The sequence below is a fragment of the Thermostichus sp. OS-CIW-20 genome (assembly GCF_054061455.1).
Genome location: NZ_JBSSEF010000011.1, coordinates 23888 through 45591, shown reverse-complemented (window position 1 = coordinate 45591; position 21704 = coordinate 23888). Strand labels below are relative to the sequence as shown.

The 21704-nt window shown below is 61.5% G+C and carries 21 protein-coding genes; 13 read left to right on the top strand and 8 right to left on the bottom strand.

The genetic code is table 11. The features are described from left to right. Positions 1 to 91: 91 nt before the first annotated feature. Both ACVWXC_RS06175 and ACVWXC_RS06170 read right to left on the bottom strand, forming a co-directional pair. Positions 92 to 1858, bottom strand: coding sequence for a hypothetical protein (locus ACVWXC_RS06175; protein WP_457391663.1), 1767 nt, complete (start codon positions 1856 to 1858; stop codon positions 92 to 94). Between the two features lie 145 nt (positions 1859 to 2003). Beyond that, entirely contained in the window at positions 2004 to 2399 is a 396-nt protein-coding gene (locus ACVWXC_RS06170; RefSeq protein ID WP_099812140.1) for a hypothetical protein, read from the bottom strand. A gap of 90 nt (positions 2400 to 2489) precedes the next feature. On the opposite strand from ACVWXC_RS06170, the gene ACVWXC_RS06165 reads away from it, so the two are divergent. The 3 genes from ACVWXC_RS06165 to ACVWXC_RS06155 all read left to right on the top strand — a co-directional run bounded on the left by ACVWXC_RS06165 (position 2490) and on the right by ACVWXC_RS06155 (position 5944). Continuing rightward, positions 2490 to 3164 carry a RibD family protein gene (locus ACVWXC_RS06165; RefSeq protein WP_011430237.1) on the top strand — a complete coding sequence of 225 codons (675 nt, stop codon included), beginning with the start codon at positions 2490 to 2492 and terminating at the stop codon, positions 3162 to 3164. Between the two features lie 607 nt (positions 3165 to 3771). Beyond that, complete coding sequence (locus ACVWXC_RS06160) at positions 3772 to 3972, top strand: DUF2811 domain-containing protein (RefSeq protein WP_011430239.1); 201 nt, start codon at positions 3772 to 3774, stop codon at positions 3970 to 3972. A 169-nt stretch (positions 3973 to 4141) separates the two neighbouring features. After that, positions 4142 to 5944, top strand: a complete 1803-nt coding sequence (locus tag ACVWXC_RS06155; protein WP_011430240.1) for a tetratricopeptide repeat protein — start codon at positions 4142 to 4144, stop codon at positions 5942 to 5944. On the opposite strand, the gene rpaB is transcribed toward ACVWXC_RS06155, so the two are convergent. The 3 genes from rpaB to deoC form a co-directional block, all read right to left on the bottom strand. Continuing rightward, positions 5914 to 6645 carry a response regulator transcription factor RpaB gene (gene rpaB / locus ACVWXC_RS06150; RefSeq protein ID WP_011430241.1) on the bottom strand — a complete coding sequence of 244 codons (732 nt, stop codon included), beginning with the start codon at positions 6643 to 6645 and terminating at the stop codon, positions 5914 to 5916. The genes ACVWXC_RS06155 and rpaB overlap by 31 nt on opposite strands. Before the next feature lie 445 nt (positions 6646 to 7090). Further along, positions 7091 to 7996 carry a DNA repair protein RecO gene (gene recO, locus ACVWXC_RS06145; RefSeq protein ID WP_457391666.1) on the bottom strand — a complete coding sequence of 302 codons (906 nt, stop codon included), beginning with the start codon at positions 7994 to 7996 and terminating at the stop codon, positions 7091 to 7093. Further along, the gene (gene deoC / locus ACVWXC_RS06140; RefSeq protein ID WP_457391668.1) at positions 7993 to 8694 is read right to left on the bottom strand and encodes a deoxyribose-phosphate aldolase; all 702 of its coding nucleotides are present in this window, start codon (positions 8692 to 8694) and stop codon (positions 7993 to 7995) included. Before deoC ends, recO begins: the two co-directional genes overlap by 4 nt. A gap of 183 nt (positions 8695 to 8877) precedes the next feature. On the opposite strand from deoC, the gene ACVWXC_RS06135 reads away from it, so the two are divergent. After that, positions 8878 to 9249: a YtxH domain-containing protein gene (locus ACVWXC_RS06135; RefSeq protein WP_011430244.1), complete on the top strand. Its 372-nt coding sequence runs from the start codon at positions 8878 to 8880 to the stop codon at positions 9247 to 9249. Next, positions 9246 to 9773 (top strand): hypothetical protein, encoded by a 528-nt coding sequence (locus tag ACVWXC_RS06130; RefSeq protein ID WP_011430245.1) that lies wholly within the window; start codon positions 9246 to 9248, stop codon positions 9771 to 9773. Before ACVWXC_RS06135 ends, ACVWXC_RS06130 begins: the two co-directional genes overlap by 4 nt. Before the next feature lie 3 nt (positions 9774 to 9776). On the opposite strand, the gene metG is transcribed toward ACVWXC_RS06130, so the two are convergent. Further along, complete coding sequence (gene metG, locus ACVWXC_RS06125) at positions 9777 to 11327, bottom strand: methionine--tRNA ligase (RefSeq protein ID WP_011430246.1); 1551 nt, start codon at positions 11325 to 11327, stop codon at positions 9777 to 9779. Positions 11328 to 11403: 76 nt separating this feature from the next. Between metG and ACVWXC_RS06120 the strand changes: the two genes are divergently transcribed. The 3 genes from ACVWXC_RS06120 to ACVWXC_RS06110 are packed head-to-tail and all read left to right on the top strand — an operon-like array spanning position 11404 to position 14937. Further along, positions 11404 to 13275, top strand: coding sequence for an FAD-dependent oxidoreductase (locus ACVWXC_RS06120; RefSeq protein ID WP_457391671.1), 1872 nt, complete (start codon positions 11404 to 11406; stop codon positions 13273 to 13275). A 29-nt stretch (positions 13276 to 13304) separates the two neighbouring features. After that, positions 13305 to 13631 carry a hypothetical protein gene (locus ACVWXC_RS06115; RefSeq protein WP_011430248.1) on the top strand — a complete coding sequence of 109 codons (327 nt, stop codon included), beginning with the start codon at positions 13305 to 13307 and terminating at the stop codon, positions 13629 to 13631. Further along, on the top strand, positions 13591 to 14937 hold the full coding sequence (locus tag ACVWXC_RS06110) for an ATP-binding protein (RefSeq protein WP_240527913.1): 1347 nt from the start codon (positions 13591 to 13593) through the stop codon (positions 14935 to 14937). The genes ACVWXC_RS06115 and ACVWXC_RS06110 overlap by 41 nt, the downstream gene beginning before the upstream one ends. Before the next feature lie 101 nt (positions 14938 to 15038). Here ACVWXC_RS06110 and ACVWXC_RS06105 read toward each other — a convergent pair whose 3' ends face one another. Further along, entirely contained in the window at positions 15039 to 15356 is a 318-nt protein-coding gene (locus tag ACVWXC_RS06105) for a DUF3067 family protein (RefSeq protein ID WP_041439037.1), read from the bottom strand. A 173-nt stretch (positions 15357 to 15529) separates the two neighbouring features. Between ACVWXC_RS06105 and ACVWXC_RS06100 the strand changes: the two genes are divergently transcribed. Both ACVWXC_RS06100 and ACVWXC_RS06095 read left to right on the top strand, forming a co-directional pair. Beyond that, a complete protein-coding gene (locus ACVWXC_RS06100; protein ID WP_011430251.1) occupies positions 15530 to 16048 on the top strand; it encodes a cytochrome b6-f complex iron-sulfur subunit in 519 nt (172 codons plus the stop codon). A gap of 477 nt (positions 16049 to 16525) precedes the next feature. After that, positions 16526 to 17509, top strand: a complete 984-nt coding sequence (locus tag ACVWXC_RS06095) for an apocytochrome f (RefSeq protein WP_457391674.1) — start codon at positions 16526 to 16528, stop codon at positions 17507 to 17509. 61 nt (positions 17510 to 17570) lie between these two features. On the opposite strand, the gene ACVWXC_RS06090 is transcribed toward ACVWXC_RS06095, so the two are convergent. Further along, on the bottom strand, positions 17571 to 18383 hold the full coding sequence (locus ACVWXC_RS06090; RefSeq protein WP_011430253.1) for a PhzF family phenazine biosynthesis protein: 813 nt from the start codon (positions 18381 to 18383) through the stop codon (positions 17571 to 17573). A 243-nt stretch (positions 18384 to 18626) separates the two neighbouring features. Between ACVWXC_RS06090 and groES the strand changes: the two genes are divergently transcribed. The 3 genes from groES to ACVWXC_RS06075 all read left to right on the top strand — a co-directional run bounded on the left by groES (position 18627) and on the right by ACVWXC_RS06075 (position 21664). Then, entirely contained in the window at positions 18627 to 18938 is a 312-nt protein-coding gene (gene groES, locus ACVWXC_RS06085; RefSeq protein ID WP_414508742.1) for a co-chaperone GroES, read from the top strand. 90 nt (positions 18939 to 19028) lie between these two features. Further along, positions 19029 to 20663 carry a chaperonin GroEL gene (gene groL, locus ACVWXC_RS06080; protein ID WP_011430255.1) on the top strand — a complete coding sequence of 545 codons (1635 nt, stop codon included), beginning with the start codon at positions 19029 to 19031 and terminating at the stop codon, positions 20661 to 20663. Between the two features lie 173 nt (positions 20664 to 20836). Further along, entirely contained in the window at positions 20837 to 21664 is an 828-nt protein-coding gene (locus ACVWXC_RS06075; RefSeq protein WP_011430256.1) for a DUF429 domain-containing protein, read from the top strand. Positions 21665 to 21704 lie beyond the last annotated feature (40 nt).

Genomic DNA, 21704 nt, shown 5'->3' with positions numbered 1-21704 from the left:
GACGCATGGGGTCTGCCGGCAGCCCGTATTTGCCTTTGGATCCCTTGCCGGTGCAAGAGATGGGAAAGAGGTGCGGATCCCCGATCCGCTCTCACAACATCAGCTCTTGCCGCAGGGAGCGACGGGGCTTTTTGCCACCGAAGTGGCGCTCAAAATAGAGGGCGGTGGCTTGCGACAGGATCCCGGCTTCGACAAGCGCCTGGCAGAGGGATCCCCCAGGGGGTAGGTGCTCTTGGATCTGCTGGATTTGCGCGGCGCTGACCAGCCCCGAAGCCTTAAGGTAGTCGGCCACGTGCCGTCCGCCTGCCAGGTAGACAGAGTAGCCGTCTTCGCTGAAAAACTTGACTGTCTCCGGCTTGAGGCCGCTGTGGTGGGTCAGCACGTCTGTGAAAGTGCCGCCCTCTGTTTCCCAGGCGTGGAGGACGGTTTCGATGCCGGCGTTGTCGAGGAGACCGGCTGCGCGCAACTGGGTCAAGATCCGCCGCACCCAAGGGTTGGCCCGCTGCAGCGCTTCCAGATCTTCTTCTCCCAAATACTCCTGAGGCGGCAGCTCGGCATCTGCGGTCGATTCGGCCACGCTCGCAGTTTGGGTAGCCGGGGCAGGCGACGGCGCCCGGTTGGCCTGCACTTGGGCCTGGAGCTGGCGCACCTGCTCTCGGGCCTGTTGGAGCTGGGCTTCGGTGGACTGCAGATGGCTTTGGGTGGCTTGCAGTTGGGCTTGGACTTCCTGCAGGCGTTCTTGAGTTACCTGGAGTTGGGTCTGGGCTTCCTGAAGTTCCCCCCGCAGCCGGTGGATGGTCTGGCTGGCTTCTTGGCGGGCGTGGGCCAGGTCGGCAATGAGGCGGGCCTTCGTCGATTGGGCCACTTGAAGCTGGTGCTGCTGCTCCTGCAGCGATTGGCTGAGAGCGGCCAATTCGGCTTCCTTGTGCTCAAGAGCCTGGCGCAGTTGAGCCTCAGCTTGCTGATGCTGCTGCAGCCGGGATCCCAACTCTTGCAGCTTGAGCTTGGCCTGAGATTGCCATTCCGTCAGCTCGTGGCAGTGGCGCCGCAGGGTCTCCAGCTCGGCCTGGGCAGCTTGCAACTGCTCGGCCAGTGCCTGGACTTGCGCGGATCCCCGATCTTGCTGCGCTCGGAGCTGCTCCTCCAACTCCTGAATGCGCTGCTGGGCAGCCCTGTGTTGCTCGGATCCCTGCTGGATTTGAGCCGCCAGTTGGGCTTCCAACTCGGCAATGCGCTGTTGCTGCTGCTGCTGGCGGGATTGAGACTCAACGAGCTGCTGTCGCTCCCGCTCCAGTTGCGCTTCTAGGGCGGCAACCTGCTCTTGGTAGCGCTCCAGTTGGGCTTGGTATTGCGCGGTAGCTTTGTGAACTTGCTGCGCCACCTGCAGCGGCGAAGCGTAGAGGGGGGGCTGATCCGGAATGGTGGACCACTGCTCCAGCATCACTTCCCAACTGTTGGCAGCTCCTCGCCGTCGCCGGAGCTGCTGCTGCTTGTCGAGGGCCCACTCCAACCAGTGGGGCTGCACCCAGCCCTGCTGCACCAGGATCTGCCCCAACTTGCGCTCGGGGTGGTGCTTTTGCTGAAGCAAAGCTTGATACACGTGCTCCAGTTCCAGATACCCATGCAGCACCAGGATCTCGCCGATGCGCACCAACTCGACCGGGATAAAGGGATAGAGATCTTGCGGGGCAACCCAGCCGTGCTGCATGCACAGCTCCCCCAACATCAAGGGGTTATCCGCCTTTTCCCACATGGCCTGAGCCAACTGGGCGGGGGTGAGCAACCCCGCTTTGTTGAGGGCTTCCCCCAAACGGATCTCAAACTTTTCCTGGTCGGCTGCAGCTAGGGGAGGGTTCATCGGGCTCCTTCGCTGTGACTAGTAAATCTAGTACATCTCTCGTAGCAGAAAACCCTTGAGGAAGGGAGATTTAAACCTACAAGTTAGCTCGATAAACCGCGGATCCACGGATTTTATTGCAGCGCCCGCTTTGGTTAATTCCTGCTCAGGAGGGCTGTTGTTCTTGGCGTCGGGCAAACTGTTGCAACTGCCTCAGGAGCAGCAACTGCCCCAGTCCAAGGGGCAGGAGGGAGACGGCCTCAACCCGGAGCTGTACCCAGCCGTTGCCCCACATCCAGTCGCAGTAGCCATCGGCTCCGCCCCACATTAGTAGGCGTAGCCGTTTCGGCAGCAGGGTTTCCACCTGGTGCGTGATCGAGACGGGGCCCCACTGGACGGCAAAGGTGCTGCCCAGCTCCAGCCTAGCGGGCAGGGATCCCTGCAACTGCTGCGGCCAGAGCCACTGCTGCAACAGCCCCACCTCGGTCAAGCAGCGCTGCAAGGTCGAGGAACTGGCCTCGACCTCGATGCGGATGGTGGAAGATTGGAATGTCCCGAGCATACTTATCCGGCTGAGGCGACCCCAGAACCGAAGCGGCAGCCGGGGCGACAACTTCTAACTCCATTCTGGCCAATTGTTCGAGAGTTGCCTTTGAAAACAGCTCGTCCTCACGTGGTTGCCATCCTGGCCCAGAGTCTGGACGGCAGGATCGCCACCCACCGCGGGCAAAGGCCCCACTTCGCCAGCGCCGAAGACCACCAGCACCTGGAAACCCAAGCTGCCCGGCAACAGGCTTTGATCATGGGGGCGGCCACGCTGCGGGCCTACGGCACCAGCCTGCGCATCCGGGATCCCGAGCTCATCCAACGCCGACTCCAGCAGGGCCTCTCCCCTCAGCCCCTGACGATCATCTGCTCCGGCAGCGGGGAGATTCCTGAGGATTTGCCGTTTTTTCGCCAGCCCCTCACCCGCTGGCTGTGGACAACTCCCCAGGGATCCCGGCTTTGGCAGAACCGAACCGGCTTTGAAGAGATCTGGGTGGCTGCCGATTGGGATCTGCCGGCACGGCTGGCGCGCCTGCGCAGTTTGGGCATCGAACGGGTGGGGTTGCTGGGCGGGGGCCGGCTTTTGGGGGCGTTTTTGCAGGCAGGGGCCTTGGATGAGCTGTGGGTGACCCTGGCGCCGGTGCTGCTGAGTGGGTATGCCGATGCGCCCGCCAGCATCGAGGGCTGGCAGCTGCAGGGATCCCCGCCCCAACTGGAGCTGCTGGAGTGCCACCGTGGCTCTAAGGAGCTGTTTTTGCGCTACCGGGTCGAGTGGCCCTGAGGGGGCTCGCGAGAAAAATTTTTGGACAAATTTAGATTTCTCAGAAATCCACAGGTTTTCCCCAGACTTTCCACAGAGAGGAGGCCTGTTTTCCACAGGCCTGTGACCTCAGGAAACGGCAGCGAGGGTTTTTGTGGAAAAGTCCAAACTGGAAAGTTCAGACGGATACACCTTGAGAAACGCAACGGGATCGCGCCGTTTTTGCCGATGGCATCAAAGCCGGCGGCGGGCTTGAACAAACTTGGAGCCGCTGCCCAGGATTGACACCCCCCATGGGGCAGAGGGCAGAATAGCCGCACCTGAGGTGAGGGGGAGATTTTCCTGGCAGCTCTCCTCAGAGGCAAAGAACCCTTTGCCCAAAAACTCTATCCCTTCTCCTGCCTGAGACAAGGCCAAGGGGCAGTTTGGTATCCTCTGGCGGCTGCCGGACGGGCTAGGGGCAAACTTCTACACACTGTCTTGCTTTTGGCGGGGCCGATGCGGCCCCCGGCGTACCCAAGTTAGAGAGCTGGGTTGGCTTGTTTTTTCCCTTCTGGGCAGGCCCGGTTTTGGCCGGCTCCTTAGGTTTTCTTGGTTTCCCTGTTAACCCCGAGTAGGTGGTTGGGCTATGGATTCTCCCACCGTCAGCATTTTGAGCGAAATTCCCGAGGAGCTACACGACACCCTCAAAAACTACCTCTCTCGTCACCCCGATTGGGATCAAGATCGGGTCGTAACGGCAGCGCTCTCGTTATTCCTGCTCCAGAGCGGAGACACGGATCGGCGCGCTGCCCGTATTTACTTAGACAGCCTGTTTCGCCGCAACTGAGCCCTCGCAAGGCAAGCGCCGAGGATGGCCCGATTCAGGAGCGGGGGGGTAGGAACGCTCTGTCAAGAACGTCCTATTCACCTGAACTGTTAACCTGAGTAGGGAGATGTCCCGCTGTTGCTGAATACCGGCGGGAAGGGCAAAAAAGGGATCCACCAAGGGAAAAACCGTGCCACAGGGCTTTGGGCGAGGAAAGGGCGACCGGCAGACGGCTGGGCCAAAAGGCCTAGGAAGAGGCTCCGGTCTATCCCCCTTCCCTTCCCCAGAGGCGACCCTGGCGCTGGCCGAGCGCCACCGACAAGCAGGGGATCTGGAGACAGCACTGCACCTCTGCCGGCAGCTTACCCGGGCCCATCCCCACCTGTTCGCCGCCCAGGCGTTGCTGGGATCCCTCTATCTGCAGATGGGGGATCCCCGCCAAGCTTTGACCCCTTTGCAACTGGCGCTGCACCTACGGAGAGATTGGGTGCCGGCCTGGCAGGAGCTGGGCGATGCCTGGATGCTGCTGGGCAACCCGGAGGAGGCGGCGCGCGCCTACAAGCAGGGGCTGGCCTTTGCCCCTAACGACGGGCAACTGCTCTTCCGGTTGGGCAGTTGTTGGCTGGCTTTGGGGAAACGGGAGCAGGCGATTGCAGTGCTGCGACAGGCGGCAGCGGCCCAACCTCCTCAGGCTTATGCGCTGGCAGCTCTGGGCAATGCCCTCCTATTCGACAACCAGCTTGCAGAAGCCGAAGCCTGGTTTCGCCGCGCTCTTGTCCTGGCGCCGCAGGAGGGGCGGATCCTCGTCAACCTCGGCCACTGCCTACACCTGCAAGATCGCCTGGAGGAGGCCGCCGACTGTCTGCTACGGGCCATCCCGCTGCTGCCAGGGGAGGCGCAGCCCCACAACAACCTGGGCACCGTCCTGCAAGAGCAAAACCGACTCGAGGCCGCTATCGAGGCCTATCGGCGCGGCCTGCAGTTGGCCCCCGACTGGCCGGAGATCCACTACAACCTGGGCACGGCCCTGCTCACCCTGGGCCGCTACGAGGAGGGGTGGCAGGAGTACGAGTGGCGGCTGCAGCGCCAGGGAGCGGCCTACCCCTGCTTCCCTTTGCCCCTGTGGACGGGATCCCCCTTGGGCCGGCAGACGCTGCTTGTCTACGCCGAACAAGGGCTGGGAGACACAATTCAGTTCGCGCGCTACCTGCCCCTTTTGGCCGCCGCCCATCCGCAGGCCTCCCTCTATTTCCGCTGCCCTCACTCCCTAGTCGAGTTGCTGCGAGCCTCCTTTCCTCAAGTCCAGGTCATTTCCGATACGGATCCCCTGCCCCCCTTCGACTGGCACCTGCCCTTGCTTAGCTTGCCCCATCGCCTGGGCACCACGCTGGAGACAATTCCCGACCGCATCCCCTATCTGGTTTGTCCCGATGGGAGCTCCGCCTGGCCGGAAGATTGGCCAGAGCTTCCCCAGAGGGGGATAAAGGTGGGACTGGTGTGGGCCAGTGGCCGCCGCGACGACCTCGCCCTCAGCCGGGTGCAGAGGTTAAAAAGCTGTTCTCTTAACCTCTTCCTCGAGTACCTTAATCTGCCCCAGGTGCAGTGGGTTAGCCTGCAGGTGGGTGAAGATCTAAGCCAGGTAGAACCCCTTCTCAAGCAGCACCAGGTGGTGGAGCTGGGATCCCGTTTCCGGAATTTTGTTGATACTGCTAGGGCAGTTGCCCAGTTGGATCTGGTAATTAGCGTCGATACTGCCGTTGCCCACCTGGCTGGGGCGCTGGGCAAGCCGGTGTGGGTGCTGCTGCCCTTTGCCGCTGATTGGCGCTGGCTACTGCAGCGGCAAGACAGCCCCTGGTACCCCAGGGTGATGCGCCTATTCCGCCAAGAAGCCCGCGGCAACTGGGTTGGTGTGCTGCAACAGGTGCGGGCAGCCCTGGAAGAGCTACTAAGGGGGATCCCGTCCTACTCCTCGCCTTTTGGAACGATGCGCTGAAACAGATAGCCGGTACCGCGGGCTGTCAGGATAAGCTCAGGGTTGCTCGGGTCATCCTCCAACTTGGCCCGCAGCCGCGAGATGTGGACATCCACCACCCGCGTATCCACGTGGCGCTCCGGCGTGTAGCCCCACACCTCTTGCAAAATCTCGGCGCGGGAAAACGGCTCCCCCGACCGGCTGACCAGCAGCTCCAGCAAACTAAACTCCATCCCCGTCAGGCGGATGCGCTCGTCCCGCTTGTAAACCTGCCGCTTGTTGGTATCGATGCGAAGATCCCCCACCTGAATTACCCCTGAGCTGGGGATCCCTTCATGGGACGACCGCGCCACCCGCCTCAGCACCGAACGAATGCGGGCCTCCAGTTCTTTGGGCGAAAACGGCTTAACCACGTAGTCGTCTGCCCCCAGTTCCAAGCCAGTAATGCGGTCGGCCACGTCCCCCAACGCCGTGAGCATGATGATCGGGATGTCGGATTCTTTGCGCAACTCCTGGCAGACCCCGTAGCCATCCAGCTTCGGCATCATCACATCCAGCACCACCAGGTCAGGATCCTGCTTGCGAAAAACCTCCAGCGCCTCCTCTCCGTCGGCAGCAGTAACCACGTCGTACCCGATCATCGAGAGGCGGGTCTCCAAAATGCGGCGGATGCTGGCCTCATCATCGACCACGAGAATCCGTTCTTTGCGCTGGGCTTCCACGGTGCTGCAACTCCTAAACTTCTAAATGAAAAGGATTGGAAAAAGAGCGCGAACTCGAGGTGGTCAGATGCAGCCTCCTCAGGGGCTCCTCCTGGAGGGGTGGACTCACCCCGGGAGCTGCAACGCTGCCAAACCCTTGTTTGTCGGCAACGGAAACCGCAACCCAAGGATGGAGCTTCAGAAAACAAACACCGAAGGCTCGCCCGGCAGTCGATTCAATCTTGTTAAAAGCGCCAACTTCAACTTCACTTGCTCCTGCTCGGTAGCACAGGTGTGGCACTCCTCCCCAAACGCTACCCCGGTCGACCGCCGCCAAACCTGAGAGGCCTTCGTAAGAAGTTACTAAGAGGTTACTTTCTACCACCCAATTTATCATCCAGAAGCGGCTGCTAACCCGCCTTAACCCTTTATTGTGCAGCTATTTTGCTCGACTTGATACATACCTTCACAACTTCTTCAGGTTGCTGCCAAGCGTTTCGGAATCCTCCTCAGAAAAAGCTGCTGCCGCCACTGGGGATCCCTGGCCACTGGGGGTAGGAGGGAGGGTTTCGGCAACAGGGACAGAGTAGCAACTGGCCAGCAGGCCAGCGGAACGGATTGCGCGGTCGGCATGCAGCTCCAAAACCCGCCGCAACAGACGTTCTGCCGCCAGCCAACTCGCCAGAGGCAGCGCACGCTCGGCCAGCGAGGGCAAGGTCGGGTTGGGCAGGGATCCTAAGGCCTGCAGGACAGAACTGGAGACCCAGGCAACTGGGCTGAGCCGCTGCGCCAGCCGACAAGGATCGCAGACCAGGCCACCCGCGTGGGGAGAGAAGAAAGCCTCACCTGCTAACTCCTCCCCACAGGAGTAGCAGGCTTGTACTGAGGGGGCAACCCCCCCCACCACTAAAAGGTGGTAGAGCCCATGGACAAGGAGCGGCAAAACGGCCTCTGTCGCAGGGGCCTGCTCGATGCGCTCCAGATGCTCCACCAGCAGCACAAACAGCTCTTCCTGAGCCTGATCTGGCAGGGCCAATAGCAAAGCCACCTCTGCCAGGTACTGGGCGGCTGTGAGGTGGGCCAAGCTGCGGCCCAGACGGGGAAAACTCTGCAGGGTTTCTGCCTGGACAATGCGCTGCAGACGCTGGGAGGCATCGGCTTGAGCTGACCACCGCCCCCGAACAAGCAGCAGGTCGTTAATGACAAAGGGCTCCAGTCGCCCTCCCCACTTGGAAGACGGCTTGCGGGATCCCTTGGCTACTGCCCGCACCAGCCCCCGCTCGCGAGTTAGGATGGTAACCACCCGATCCGACTCCCCCAAGGGGATGCCCTTGAGAGTGATGCCGGTAACCCGGTAGGTTCGCCCGCTCATGCTCTGCCAGCTTCCCTAGCCTGCAGCTCTTGCATTAGCTCCAACCCCCAAGAGGTGCCGATCCGGGTGGCTCCTGCGGCGATCATCGCCTCCGCCTGCGCCACGGTGCGGATGCCGCCGGAAGCTTTGACTCCCACCCTGCCGCGGCTAAGCTGCCACAGCAGTTGCACATCGGCCGGTGTCGCCCCTCCCATCCAGCCGGTGGAGGTCATCAAGAAGGCAACTCCCGCGTCCATGCAGATCTCGGCGGCCAGCTTTTTTTCCTCATCAGTGAGCTGGGCAGTTTCCAAAATGGCCTTGACGCAAACCCCCGTTTCTTCCACCAGTTGGGCAATCTCGGCATGGAGGCGATCCAGCTCCCCCGCCTTGAGCCAGGCCAAGTTGATGCGGACATCCAGCTCCCGGCACCCCTGCTCCACCGCCAGTTGAGCTTCGTAGAGCTTGACCTCCGCCGTGTTGGTGCCCAGGGGAAACCCCACCACTGTGCTCACCCGTACTGGCGACCCGTGCAGCCGCTCAACCACCCGCGGCACGTAGCAGGGAGGCACACAAAAGGTGGGGAAGCCATAGCGCAGAGCAATTTCACACCCCTGGTCGATCTCCTCTGGGGTCACCATTGGCAGCAGCAGGGTATGGTCGATGTACTCCGCCAAGTTGATCGGGCCGTCTGCCAGGCCCTTGGGCTCCAGAGAGAGCATCAGTTGCCAGATCCCACAGCACTACCTCTACTTTAGCCCCAAGGATCCCGGAGAGCAGCCGCAGCAGCCAATCCCCCCTACCCCTGAGATTTCAGCCAATTCGACGCCTCCACGGCAAAGCACAGCATCATTTGATAGTCTGGTTTGGGGGCCACCTGTATCCCCCCTCAACCCTGGCAAGGCATGGCGGAAAACCGGACTGGCGCGTTTGTCGGCGGGCTGCTGTTGGGAACGGCGGTGGGCACGGTCATCGGTCTGCTTTTGGCTCCCCGCAGCGGACGGGAGACGCGGCGACTGCTGAAAAAATCGGCAGAGGCCCTGCCGGAAGTGGCAGAAGACGTGACCACCAGCCTGCAATACCAATCGGAAAAGCTGCTCGACTCCGCCCAAAAAAGTCTGGATGAGGCCCTGCTGCGGCTGCAGCAGGCAGTGGCGGTGGGCAGGGAAGCCATGTTGCAGAAACGGCAAGAGCTGATGCAAGCCCAAAACCTGCGTCCCCTCGCCCGGGAGGAAGCCGACTCAGAAGCCCAAGGTCGGGAGGAGGCGGCGCGATGACCGAGCCGGTATTTTGGTTGGGCCTCTCGGTAGGTCTGGTGGCAGTGGCCATTTTGGCGGTGATCCTGACCCTGTTGCCCGCCGTTATTCAATTGGGTCGAGCCGCCCAGAGCGTGGAACGCTTTTTCGACACGCTGCTGCGGGAGTTACCGCCCACGCTGGAGGCTCTGCGTCTGACCAGCTTGGAAGTGAGCGAGATCGCCGACAGCCTCGACGAAGGGGTCAAGGGGGCCGGACAGGTGGTGAAGCAGGTGAACCGCTCCCTGGAAGGGGCCCGCAAGCAAGCCCGCGGCGCTCAGGTCAATGTCCGCAGCTTTTGGGCAGGGGTACGGGCGGCCTGGCAGGCGCTGTCCAGCGAGACTCCCCCCACCGCCATGGGTAACTCTCAGCTGCGCTCGGGCCAGGCTGGCCGTTCTTTCTCTGCTGCTGTGCCAAGCATTTCCTTGGGAGATATGGGTCTTTCCGCCGGCAAGGCAACACCAGAGGGATCCCAGCCTTCCCAACCCGATGCCGCCAATTCTTAGGAGCTACTTGAGTATTCTCTGGAAGACGGGCACAGGAGGTTGGGGCTCTTGCCCAGGCGGAAGCCGGCCCCAACGGGCATCGGGATCCCAGCGCAGTTGTGCGACATCCTGCAAAGGAAACCCCATCTGCTGCAGGATCTTGAGGCTGAGGTTGGGAATGATGGGCGAAAGGGCCACGGCCACCCAGCGCACGCTTTCCAAAACGGCGTAGAGGATCTGGGCCACCTGCTCGCTTTGCCCTTGTTTGTGCAACGTCCAGGGGGCCTGCTCGTCGAGGTATTTGTTGCTGGCCTGGGCCAAGCTGAGAGCTTTGCGGGCGGCAGAGCTGGGATCCAGCCGCTCGTAGGCGTCGGCCACTGTCGGGGCCAGGCGCTCGGCCAGGGTTTTGAGGGGGTGATCCGCAGGGATCTCGACGGCGGGGATGCGGTAGTCGGGCTGGTATTTTTTGAGCATATTGAGGGTGCGGTTGAGCAGGTTCCCCAGGTCGTTGGCTAGGTCAGCGTTGAGAACCTCGATGAAGCGGCCCTCACTAAAGTCTCCATCCTTGCCCAGCTCAATTTCAGTCAAGAAATAGTAGCGCACGGCATCGGCACCGTAGCGCTGCACCAGCTCAAAGGGATCCAGCGTGTTGCCCAGGCTTTTGCCCATCTTGAGGCCATCTTTGGTGAGAAAGCCGTGGCCAAAGATCTGTCTGGGCAGCGGCAGCCCTGCCGACATGAGCATGGCCGGCCAGTAGATGGCGTGGAAGCGGACGATATCTTTGCCCACCAGGTGCACGTCGGCAGGCCAGTAGCGGCGCAAGGCGTTTTCCAGCGTCGGCTCGTCCTCGGGATCCACGGCGGCGCTGAGGTAGTTGATGAGGGCATCAAACCAGACGTAAAGGGTTTGGCTGGGATCCGCCGGGAAGGGGATCCCCCAGGAGACGCTGGGGCGAGAGATGGAGAAGTCCCGCAGGCCCTGCTTGACAAAGTTGATCACCTCATTGCGGCGGCTTTCTGGTTGAATGAACTCCGGGTGCTCCGCATAGAGGGCTTCCAGTTTTTCCTGGTAGCGAGAGAGGCGAAAAAAGTAGTTTTCTTCGTCTTTCCACTCCACTTTTTTGTTGGGGTGAAGCGGGCAAAATCCGCCTTCTAAGAGCTCTGACTCGTCCTTGAACTCCTCGCAGGCAACACAGTACCAGCCCTGCTGCCGGCCAACGAAAATATCCCCCCGATCCCACACTCGCTGGAAAAACTCCCGCACAATGGCTTTGTGGCGAGGGTCGGTGGTGCGGATAAAGCGGTCGTAGCGGATGTCCAGCAACTGCCAAAGCTGGGCAAACTGGGCCGCGATCTCGTCGCAGTGCTGCTGCGGGGGAAGGCCGCGCTCTTCGGCGGTGCGCTGGATCTTCTGGCCGTGCTCGTCGGTTCCCGTTACCATCAGCACATCCTTGCCCCGCAGGCGATGGTAACGGGCGATGGCATCCGCCGCCAGGGTGGTGTAGGCGCTGCCGATGTGGGGGGCAGCGTTGACGTAGTAGATCGGCGTGGTGATGACGAAGGTGGAATTCGGCATGAGCACTCGCAGCGCTTTCCCCCATGATAAAAGTTGCCGGAAAGTCCGACAGGCCCAGTTACGGGGCGGAGGTGGGATGAAACTTCTGTTCAACCTCAAGGGATGGGGCGGCGGCCTTGCGGGGGCCGGGATCCTGGGCGCCGGGGCGGCTCTGGCCCAGCCCTTGTCGGAAACCCGCATCCCCTGTGAGATCTTCATCGCCGGGGGCGGGCTGGGGGGGGTGGCAGCGGCCTACGAGGCTCTGCAACTGGGCCGACAGGTGTGCATGACCGAGATCACCGACTGGATTGGCGGCCAGGTGAGCGCCCAGGGGGTCTCGGCTTTGGATGAGCGGCCCTTGCAGCGGGAAAACGAGATCTTTCCCCAGGGCTATAGAGAGTTTCGCCGCCGGGTGCGGGAAAAGTACGGCGGTGATCCCAATCCCGGCAAGTGCTGGGTGAGTGTGCTCTGCTTCTCGCCCCAGGTGGGCCACCAGGTCCTGCGGGAGATGGTGGATCCCTATCTGCAGTCGGGGCAGTTGCGGCTGTTTACCGAGACGGTGGTCAAGGACTTGCAGATCGAGGATTACCAAATCCGCAGCGTGCAGGCCATCCGCAACATCCCCAAACACGCCGGCGTCCAGCCGGAGAATCGGGGGGATCTCTCCAGCTACTTTCTGGATTTTTACCGCCTAGAGCCCACCGAGGATTGGGACAAAGAGATCCTGCGCTTTGAGCCGCCGCCAGAACGCCAAGGCAAAACCCTGCCCTGGGTGGTTATCGATGCTACCGAAACCGGCGAGCTGCTGCCGCTGGCGCGGGTGCCCTACCGCCTTGGCACGGATGGGGAAAGCCGCTGGGAGCCCAGCTCCAAGCCCTACAGGGATCCCTACTGCACCCAGGGGTTTACCTACACCTTTGTTATGGAGCGCTCTGCTGTGCCGCAGGTGCCCATCAAGCCCAAGTTCTACAACGACCCGCTGCACGGCCCCTACTACAGCTTTGAACATCCACGCTTTAACTTTGGGATGGTCTTTACCTACCGCCGCATCCGCGGCCAGGTGTTTGGCTTTGGGGAAGAGGCCATCCGGGTGGGGGATCAATCCATGCAAAACTGGACCTGGGGCAACGACTGGCGCATCACCGGGCCGGAGATGAACCTGATTCTCACCCACGAGCAACTGCAAGCCTCAGGCCAACTGGATCCCGGCGGCTGGATGGGGGGCTTGCGGGTGGAGGCGCTGCGGCGGGCCGAGCAGCATGCCAAGGGCTTTTTCTACTGGCTGGTGGCGGGGCGGACGGATTTTCTGTTGCAGCAGGCGGATCCCGACTTTCAAAAAGACTTTTACCTGCGCTATGCCTACCTGCGGGGGCCCGATAGCCCCATGGGAACTGCCAGCGGCCTTTCCAAGTACCCCTACATTCGCGAGTCGCGGCGCATCATCGGTCGGCCCAGCCCTGCCTACCCGCAGGGATTTACCATCTACGAGTCGGATATCACCACGCGAGAATCGGAGCTCAATCGCGGGCGGCCCTTTATTTTCTACGACTCGGTGGGGGTGGGCCAGTACCCCATCGACTTTCACGATTGTCTATTGCCGGATTTTTCCCTGCCCCCCAGCCACAACCAGAATGCCCAGGCCCCCAGCTACCCCTACCAGATCCCACTGCGGGCTTTGATCCCCCAGCGCATCGACAACCTCTTGGCCGGCAACAAGAACATTGCCACCAGCCGCATTGCCAGCGCCTCCTATCGGGTGCACCCGGTGGAATGGGCCATCGGCACAGCCGCCGGCCACACGGCCCACTTTGCCCTGGAGCGGGATCTGATCCCGGCGGAGATCCTGCGCGAGCCGCTGCTGGACTTGCGGCTGTTGCCGGCTCTCCAGGCCCAGATCCAGAGCCTGGGCAATCCCATCCAATTTCCCGGCACCACCATCACCGCCACTGAGTGGGCCCAATCTCGCTAGCCTAGAAAGGCAAGGTTGGGAGCTGGCCGATGGATGCTATGGGGGTTGAACTGGGGGGACTGGAGGCGATCCGCCCTTCGTTGTGGGCGGCCACAGCCCTGTGGAGTCTGGGGCTGATGTGGGGCTTGTCGCCGCTGCACCGCCGCCTGCAGGAGGGTTGGGAAAAACAGTTGGCCTGGGATCCCAGCGGAGCTCTGGCCTCTTTGCTCAGCGTCCTTCCTTTCTTGCTGGCAGCAGCGGTGGTGGTGGCCCTCACCGAACTCTCTTTGGGCAACAGCTGGGCCGTCTCCTGGGGTCTGATTGCCTGCGTTGGCGGTGGCCTCTACGAGCTGGGCCGGCGGGACAATGCCCGCTAAGCGCTCTGGGCCGGCCCTCACCCCCAGCCCCTTTGACAACGCCAAGTTAGAGCGACTTGAAGCGATGACCCCCCTCGAAGAAGCGGCGGAAGCGGCGGCTAAGCTGCTGGTGTTTCGGGAAATCTGCGCCCACCCCTTGGCCCTGACCTGGCAGGAGCTCACCCAGGAGTTGATGAGCGGGGATCCCTTGCCCTGCTGGAGAGCCTACGGACGCTGGTTTGAGCTTTTGGCCCAGGAGGGCTTGAGCTGGCGGGAGTGGCTAATCCGAGAGATCCGCTGGGCCGATAACCCTTTCTCGCGGGCGGCGCTTCGACCCCAAGGGATCCCAGCCCCCCTTGTGCAAGCGGCCCGCCACGATCTCCGCTGCCTGCAGATCCTGGCCGATAGCCAGGAGACCATTGCCGAGCAGATGCGGGCGCTGGGCCTGGGGATCCCTTGGCCGGATGGGGAAGGGGAGAGCCCTGGCTGGGATCCGCGCTCTTTTGCCGACTGGGGCCTGAGCCTGGAGGCGCTGATCGCCCACTACCGCCGAGCGGGGGTGGGGCTCTGTGGCCGCTATTGGGCCTTTCGCTGGGGGCCGGCAGGGCTAGAGGGGATCCCCACTCCCGACTTGCCCGACTGGGAAGAGATCTACGGCTATGAACGGCAGAAACGGCAGTTGGCTGCCAACACCGAAGCCCTGCTGCGGGGGGATCCGGCGTTGCATGTGCTGCTCTATGGGGCGCGGGGCACCGGCAAGTCTTCGCTGGTGAAGGCGTTGCTGCGCCGCTACGGTTCCCAGGGGCTGCGCCTTTTGGAGCTGAGACGGGGAGATTTGGGTCAATTGCCTCAGATCTTGGCAGATCTGGGAGGGTGGGGGCTGCCCTTTGTCCTGTTTGTGGACGATCTCTCCTTTGAGGCCGACGAAACTGAGTTTAAGCAGCTCAAGGTGCTCCTGGAAGGAGATCTTGTTCCACCACCGCCCAACGTCCGTCTCTACGCCACCAGCAACCGCCGCCACCTTATCCGCGAGTTTTTTGGCGATCGTCCCAGTCCCCAAGATCAAGAGGTCCACGCCTGGGATACGGTGCAGGAAAAGCTGTCGCTGCGGGATCGCTTCGGCCTTACCCTTACCTTCACCCCTTTTAGCCAAGCTGACTACCTGGCCACGGTAGAACACCTGGCGCAACGGCTGGGCCTCCCGCACCCTTTAGATACCTTGCGCCGCCAAGCCCTCCTCTGGGCGCAACAGCAGAACGGCTTTTCCGGTCGCACCGCCCGCCAGTTCCTGCATGCCTTGCAGGCCGGCCTGGTGGAAGTTGGATAGCCGCAGGCCGGCTGAGGTCTGGAGTTTTCGTCATAGGGACGAACCTGTCGGTTGCTGCAATTGCAAACTCCCCTTCAGGGAAGAGCCGGGGGCGAGGAAGACTACAGCAGCCACTCGGAGGCGCGCTCTCCCACCCCTTGCAAATTCAAAGGAATGGCCACCGCCTTGCCTATGCGGGGTTTCTGACGGGTAGCCTCAATTTCTCGCTGCACCGCTTCCCACACGCCCCACGCCTGCAAATGGGCCATGACAGACTCCAGGCGAGCCAGATACTCGGCCTCGCTCAAGGGGAAAGAGGGCTGCTCCAGGTAGCGCCACATCACCAACAGAACCACCCTGCCCCCCATGCGGCGCAGTTGCACGTCGTAGGAATAGCCCCACTTCTCCCGCAGCAAAGCTTGAAAGTCGGATCCCGTCATGGTCTGGCTCGGATTGGGTTGGGACTGAGCTGGGCCGCAGCAGAAAAACCGCCGCCTCTTCCCTTGCACTTCCTTTAGCTTTGCATTTCTTAATGATATTAGCCAAGGAGCTCGGTTAGGATGATGTCGTTTGTCAACGAACATTAAAACTTCTCAGGTTTGTACTGGCCATTATGACGGAAGCGGTTAGCAACTTCGAGGCACCCCCCATGAGCCGGCGGGTTTTTCTGAATGCCCTCCTCAGCAGCTCGGTGGGGGTGGTGGTGGTGGGCACCCTCTACCCGGTGGTGAAGTATTTTATTCCGCCCTCTTCCGGTGGGGCAGGAGAAGGTGTGATAGCTCAAGATGCTCTCGGCAAGCCCATCAGCGTCAGTGAGCTGTTGGCCACTCACGCCGCCACGGATCGCGTGCTGGCTCAAGGCTTGAAGGGGGATCCCACCTACATTGTGATCGACAACGGGGCGGTGGCCAACTACGGCCTCAACGCGGTTTGCACCCACCTCGGCTGTGTGGTGCCCTGGAACGCGGGGGAAAACCTGTTCAAGTGCCCCTGCCACGGATCCCAGTACGCGGCCAACGGCAAGGTCATCCGGGGGCCGGCTCCCCGCTCCCTGGAGCTGGTGAGCGCCACGGTGGACGGCGACAACGTTCGCTTCAGCCCCTGGCAAGGCCCCGATTTCCGCGAGGCCTGAGGCGTTACGATAGGCTCCAGAGAGACCCCTGTAAGGGGCCACAGCCGGGTCAGAAGTGGGGGAAAAGGCCAGAGAGGTTGCTGCGCTAGTCCTGGCTAGAGCATGAGTTGTGAGCTTTGAGGAGCATGACTCTAGTCAATAATAAGCTCAACTATACTGAAAATAATGTATAATATGTTCAGTACGGATTACTACCAGTTGATCTTTCTGTTTACTTTCGAGTCTGCCAACATGGTAGCCAAAGCAAAGCAGAAAATTGGTAGTAAGACGACACGGAAACTGCGCTTTGGGTATTCTACTCAAAGCTTTGCGGGATACCGCCATTCTGTTTGGACTCCGTCCCGCTAACGCGAATGGAAACAAGCAGAATGCTATCGCTGCATAGTTGAACAGTGATGTTCAGCAGTGTTCAGCGTAAATGTATCAGATTGCCCCAAAGGGCTTGCGAGAATTTTGATTGAGATTCTGAGCTAACTTATGAAGCGAATTTACTTGGCCTTGTGTGCGCTGCTGCTGTTGCTGGGGACGGGATCCCGTCCGGCAGCAGCCTATCCGTACTACGCCCAGATGGCCTACGACAACCCGCGCGAGGCCACCGGGAAAATCGTCTGTGCCAACTGCCACCTGAACGCCATGCCTGCCCGTGCCGAAGTGCCGCAGGCAGTTACCCCGGGCCAGGTGTTCACCATCAAGGTCGGGATCCCCTATGACTTGAGCAAGCAACAGGTGTTGGCGGATGGCAGCAAGGGCGGCTTGAACGTTGGCGCTGTGGTGGTGTTGCCAGAAGGCTTCCGCCTGGCCACCGAGGAGGAGATGACGGAGGAGCAGCGCCAGGAAACCGCTGAGACCTACATCACTCCCTACAGCGACGAGAAGCCCAACATTCTCCTGGTGGGTCCCCTGCCCGGCGAGCAGCACCAGGAAATCGTCTTCCCGGTGGTCGCCCCTGACCCGAAGGAGGATCCCTCCGTGGCCTTCATGAAATATCGGGTTTACATTGGCGCCAACCGCGGTCGTGGCCAGATCAACCCCGATGGCAGCCTCAGCAACAACAACGTCTTCCGCGCTCCTGCCACGGGTCGTCTGACAAGCATCGCCACCATCGAATCTGACCTCAGCGATCTGCCGCCTGAGCTGGCCGCCCTGGTGCCGCCCGAATACGAGTTGCCGGGCACGCGGGTGCTCAGCTTCGAGACTGAAGGCGGACTGAAGCACTTGGTGGTGCCGCCGGGGCCGGAGTTGCTGGTTAACATTGGCGACAGCGTCCAAGAAGGGGATCCGGTTACCAACAACCCCAACGTGGGCGGCTTTGGCCAAGTGGAGCGGGATCTGGTGCTGCAGAACCCGGAACGGGTGAAGTGGTTGGTGGCCTTCCTGGCAGCGGTGGCCATCACCCAGCTTCTGCTAGTGCTCAAGAAAAAGCAAGTGGAGCTCATCCAGGCGGCAGAACTTTTGGGCTAGCTTGCGCACTTATTCTTCGCGAGAGTCTTCCCAGCACCTCGGAGCCAGCCGGGGTGTTTTTTTAGGGAATCCTCAGCTCTCCCGCTATCACCAGCACCGCCTGCCCGGCAATCTCCACCCGAGTGCCGAGATCGCGACACCACAGCTCGCCTCCCCGCGCCGAGAGCTGGCGGGCTTTGAGCTCAGTCCGGCCCAGGCGCTGCGACCAATAGGGTGTCAACAGGCACTGGGCAGACCCGGTCACCGGATCCTCCGGGATCCCCAACTGGGGGGCAAAAACACGACAGACAAAATCTGGCTGGTCTTCTAGATCCCCTCCCGAGGCAGTGACGATCAACCCAGAAACAGGCAGTGCCTGAACCCGCTCCCAATCCGGCTGCAGCTGCTGCACCTGCTGGGCCGAAGTCAGCACCGCTACCCCCATGCTGCCGCGGTACAACTCCAGAGGAGGGATCCCCAATGCCGCAGCCACCTGCTCTTGGCCTTCCGGCCAGGGTTGCGGGAACTGGGCGGGAAAATCCATCGCCAGCCGCTCCCCCTGCCGCCGCACCTGCAGCCGGCCACTGCGGGTGGAAAAGGCCACCCCCTGAGCTTCCGGGTGAATCTCGGTCAAGAGCACATAGGCGCTGCCCAACGTGGCATGGCCACAGAGTTCTACCTCCGTGGTGGGAGTAAACCAGCGCAGCCCATAGTGGGGAACCTCGCCTTCGGATCCCTGGGGCAGCAAAAAAGCCGTTTCCGACAGATTGTTCTCCGCCGCAATTGCTCGCATCAAAGCTGCCGGCAGCTCCTGAGGCAGCAAACACACCGCTGCCGGATTGCCCTTAAAAGGCACTGCCGTAAACGCATCCACTTGAAACAACGGGATCCGCACCTGCTTGCCCAACCTACCTCAGGCCATGATCCCACAACAGGCCCAGAAGTAGGGGGATCCGCACCCCGACCGTACCCGCCAAAAGCGGGATCCCACCGACAGAGGCTATTGTCAGGCCAGAAAGTTGGCTGATAAACTAGCACTCGTAAGTCGAGAGTGCTAAGTCGCTTCCCTTCGGGGAAGTGGAACTAATGGAAATGAAAACTTCAGCTTCGTGCTTTAGGATCACGGAGGACATTCGTCATGGCTGCAGTAGCTCTTAACGTCTCTACCCTGAAGCCGCTGGGCGACCGCGTGCTGGTCAAAATCGCTCAGCAGGACGAGAAAACCGCAGGTGGGATCTTCTTGCCGGACACTGCCAAGGAAAAGCCCCAGGTGGGGGAAGTGGTTGCTGTTGGCCCTGGCAAGCGCAACGACGAGGGCAAGCTGATCCCGATGGAACTGAAAGCCGGCGACAGAGTGCTCTACTCCAAGTACGCCGGAACCGAAGTCAAGCTGGGCAGCGATGAATATGTGCTGTTGGCCGAGCGGGACATTCTCGCCATTGTTCAGTAATAGTCAGTGATTCAGCAGCAGTTCAACGAACGATTGAATCCTTAAGACTCTGTTTCACCCTTACCTGCATTTGCATCGGAGAGGTTGACTATGGCCAAATCAATCATCTTCAGTGAAGAAGCCCGCCGCGCTCTAGAGCACGGCATGGATATTTTGGCAGAAGCCGTAGCCGTTACCCTGGGTCCCAAAGGGCGCAACGTCGTCCTGGAGAAGAAGTTTGGCGCACCCCAAATTGTTAACGATGGGGTAACCATCGCCAAAGAGATCGAGCTGGAAGACCACATTGAAAACACTGGCGTCTCCTTGATCCGTCAGGCGGCTTCCAAGACCAATGACACGGCTGGGGACGGCACCACCACCGCCACCGTCCTGGCCCACGCCATGGTTAAAGAAGGGCTGAAAAACGTGGCCGCCGGCGCCAACCCGATTGCCCTCAAGCGCGGCATCGACAAAGCCGTGAAGTTCCTGGTGGACAAGATCGCCGAACATGCCCGCCCGGTGGAAGACTCCAAAGCCATTGCCCAGGTGGCGGCCATTTCCGCCGGCAACGATGAGGAAGTGGGCCGCATGATCGCCGAGGCCATGGACAAAGTGGGCCGCGAAGGGGTGATCTCCCTGGAAGAAGGCAAGTCCATGACCACTGAGCTGGAAGTGACGGAGGGGATGCGCTTTGACAAAGGCTACATCTCCCCCTACTTCGTCACCGACACGGAGCGGATGGAGGCGGTTCTGGAAAACCCCTACATCCTGATTACCGATAAGAAAATCACCCTGGTACAAGACCTGGTGCCGGTGCTGGAGCAAGTGGCCCGCGCCGGTCGTCCGCTGCTGATCATCGCCGAAGACATCGAGAAAGAAGCCCTGGCCACTCTGGTGGTGAACAAGCTGCGGGGCGTGCTGAGCGTGGTGGCGGTGAAAGCGCCTGGCTTTGGGGATCGCCGTAAGGCCATGCTGGAAGACATCGCCATCCTCACTGGCGGTGAGGTCATCAGCGAAGAGCGCGGCCTGAAGCTGGAGAACGCCCGTCTCGACTCCTTCGGCTCGGCCCGTCGCGTCACGGTAACCAAAGACCACACCACCATCGTGGCGGAAGGCAACGAAGCGGCTGTCAAAGCCCGCTGTGAGCAAATCCGTCGCCAAATTGAAGAAACCGACTCCACCTACGACAAAGAAAAACTGCAAGAGCGCCTGGCCAAGCTCTCCGGCGGTGTGGCGGTGATCAAAGTGGGCGCGGCCACCGAAACTGAGATGAAGGATCGCAAGCTGCGCCTGGAGGACGCCATCAACGCCACCAAGGCGGCGGTGGAAGAGGGGATCGTCCCCGGCGGCGGCACTACCCTGGCGCACCTGATGCCGGCGGTAACGGAGTGGGCGCAGGCCAACTTGTCCGGCGATGAGCTGGTAGGGGCCATGCTGGTGGCCCGCGCGCTGGGCGCTCCGCTGCGCCGCATTGCCGAGAATGCCGGCCAGAACGGCTCGATCGTGCTGGAGCGGGTGAAAGAGAAACCCTTCACGGTGGGTTACGACGCCCAGAACGACGCCTATGTGGATATGTTTGAGGCGGGCATCGTTGACCCGGCCAAAGTCACTCGCTCTGCCCTGCAAAACGCCGCCTCGATTGCCAGCATGGTGCTCACCACCGAGGCCATCGTGGTGGACAAGCCGGAGCCCAAGAGCAACAAGCCCGCTGGCGGTGGCGGCGGCGTGGATGACTACGACTACTAATCTTCGGGCAGGAAGAGGCAGAGGCTTCGCCAGCTAGCGGAAAGTCTGCTGCCTTGTCAGAGCAACCATCTTCCGGGATCCCGGCTGGGATCCCTTTATTCTTGGGCATTTCCCTCTCCCAGGCGTCCGGGGGGTGAGGGCGAGCCATCCTACTAACGGAAGGAGAAGGCGGCGTGGCACGGTTAATCTGCATTGGCCTAGACCTGGCCTGGTCGGCCCGCAACCCCTCTGGCGTGGCAACGCTGGAGGTTGAGAGCGGGGATCCCCAAGCCCCGAACCTGACGGGCCACCTGCGGGACAACCGCCTCTTGCAAACCGACCAGGAGATTGTGGACTACATCCAAGCCCAAGCGGGAGGGGATCCCTGCCTGGTGGCGGTGGATGCCCCCCTGCGCGTCCCCAACCCCAGCGGCCAGCGGCGGGCGGAAGCCGAGCTGAACCGGGTGTTTCGCGCCTATGCCGCTGGCGCCCACCCGGCCAACCGCCGCCTCTTGGCCAAAAACGGCCAGGTGCGAGGGGAGGCCCTGGTGCAAGCTCTCTCCCGTTATGGCTTTCGCGAGCAGGCCAGCATCGAGCAGGGATCCCTGGCCCGGCAGATCACCGAAGTCTTCCCCCACAGCGCCATGGTGAGCCTGTTTGGCCTCAGCCGCAGCCTCCCCTACAAAGCGCGTCCCCGCCGCACCTGGCTGCAACGAGAACAGGCGTGGCGGCTGTACCAGCAACATCTGCGCGCCTTGGCCAGCGCCGATCCGTCTCTGCAAGGCCACGAGCCCCTGCTCCAAGTGGAGGTGGGATCCCTTAGGGGCCGCCAACTCAAAAACTACGAAGACCAAGTCGATGCCTTAATGTGCGCCTACATCGCCCTCTACGGCTTCCGCTGGGGATCCGAGCGCTGCCACAGCTTCGGCAACCTGCAAGAAGGCCACATTTTCACTCCCCTGCCCCCCTCATTGCAAGGGAAGAGCCCTGTTTCCTCGCCGGAAACTCCACAAGGGCTTTAACTCGGGCGAGGGTATGGCTTCTGCCAGACCGGCCAGACTT

Coding starts and splice junctions, on each gene's coding strand:
- metG (WP_011430246.1), bottom strand. CDS start 11,327: ATGCCGAATTCCACCTTCGTCATCACCACGCCGATCTACTACGTCAAC.
- groES (WP_414508742.1), top strand. CDS start 18,627: ATGGCTGCAGTAGCTCTTAACGTCTCTACCCTGAAGCCGCTGGGCGAC.
- recO (WP_457391666.1), bottom strand. CDS start 7,996: ATGAGCGGGCGAACCTACCGGGTTACCGGCATCACTCTCAAGGGCATC.
- groL (WP_011430255.1), top strand. CDS start 19,029: ATGGCCAAATCAATCATCTTCAGTGAAGAAGCCCGCCGCGCTCTAGAG.
- ACVWXC_RS06100 (WP_011430251.1), top strand. CDS start 15,530: ATGACGGAAGCGGTTAGCAACTTCGAGGCACCCCCCATGAGCCGGCGG.
- deoC (WP_457391668.1), bottom strand. CDS start 8,694: ATGCTCTCTCTGGAGCCCAAGGGCCTGGCAGACGGCCCGATCAACTTG.
- ACVWXC_RS06105 (WP_041439037.1), bottom strand. CDS start 15,356: ATGACGGGATCCGACTTTCAAGCTTTGCTGCGGGAGAAGTGGGGCTAT.
- ACVWXC_RS06135 (WP_011430244.1), top strand. CDS start 8,878: ATGGCGGAAAACCGGACTGGCGCGTTTGTCGGCGGGCTGCTGTTGGGA.
- ACVWXC_RS06120 (WP_457391671.1), top strand. CDS start 11,404: ATGAAACTTCTGTTCAACCTCAAGGGATGGGGCGGCGGCCTTGCGGGG.
- ACVWXC_RS06130 (WP_011430245.1), top strand. CDS start 9,246: ATGACCGAGCCGGTATTTTGGTTGGGCCTCTCGGTAGGTCTGGTGGCA.
- ACVWXC_RS06175 (WP_457391663.1), bottom strand. CDS start 1,858: ATGAACCCTCCCCTAGCTGCAGCCGACCAGGAAAAGTTTGAGATCCGT.
- ACVWXC_RS06115 (WP_011430248.1), top strand. CDS start 13,305: ATGGATGCTATGGGGGTTGAACTGGGGGGACTGGAGGCGATCCGCCCT.
- ACVWXC_RS06160 (WP_011430239.1), top strand. CDS start 3,772: ATGGATTCTCCCACCGTCAGCATTTTGAGCGAAATTCCCGAGGAGCTA.
- ACVWXC_RS06170 (WP_099812140.1), bottom strand. CDS start 2,399: ATGCTCGGGACATTCCAATCTTCCACCATCCGCATCGAGGTCGAGGCC.
- ACVWXC_RS06095 (WP_457391674.1), top strand. CDS start 16,526: ATGAAGCGAATTTACTTGGCCTTGTGTGCGCTGCTGCTGTTGCTGGGG.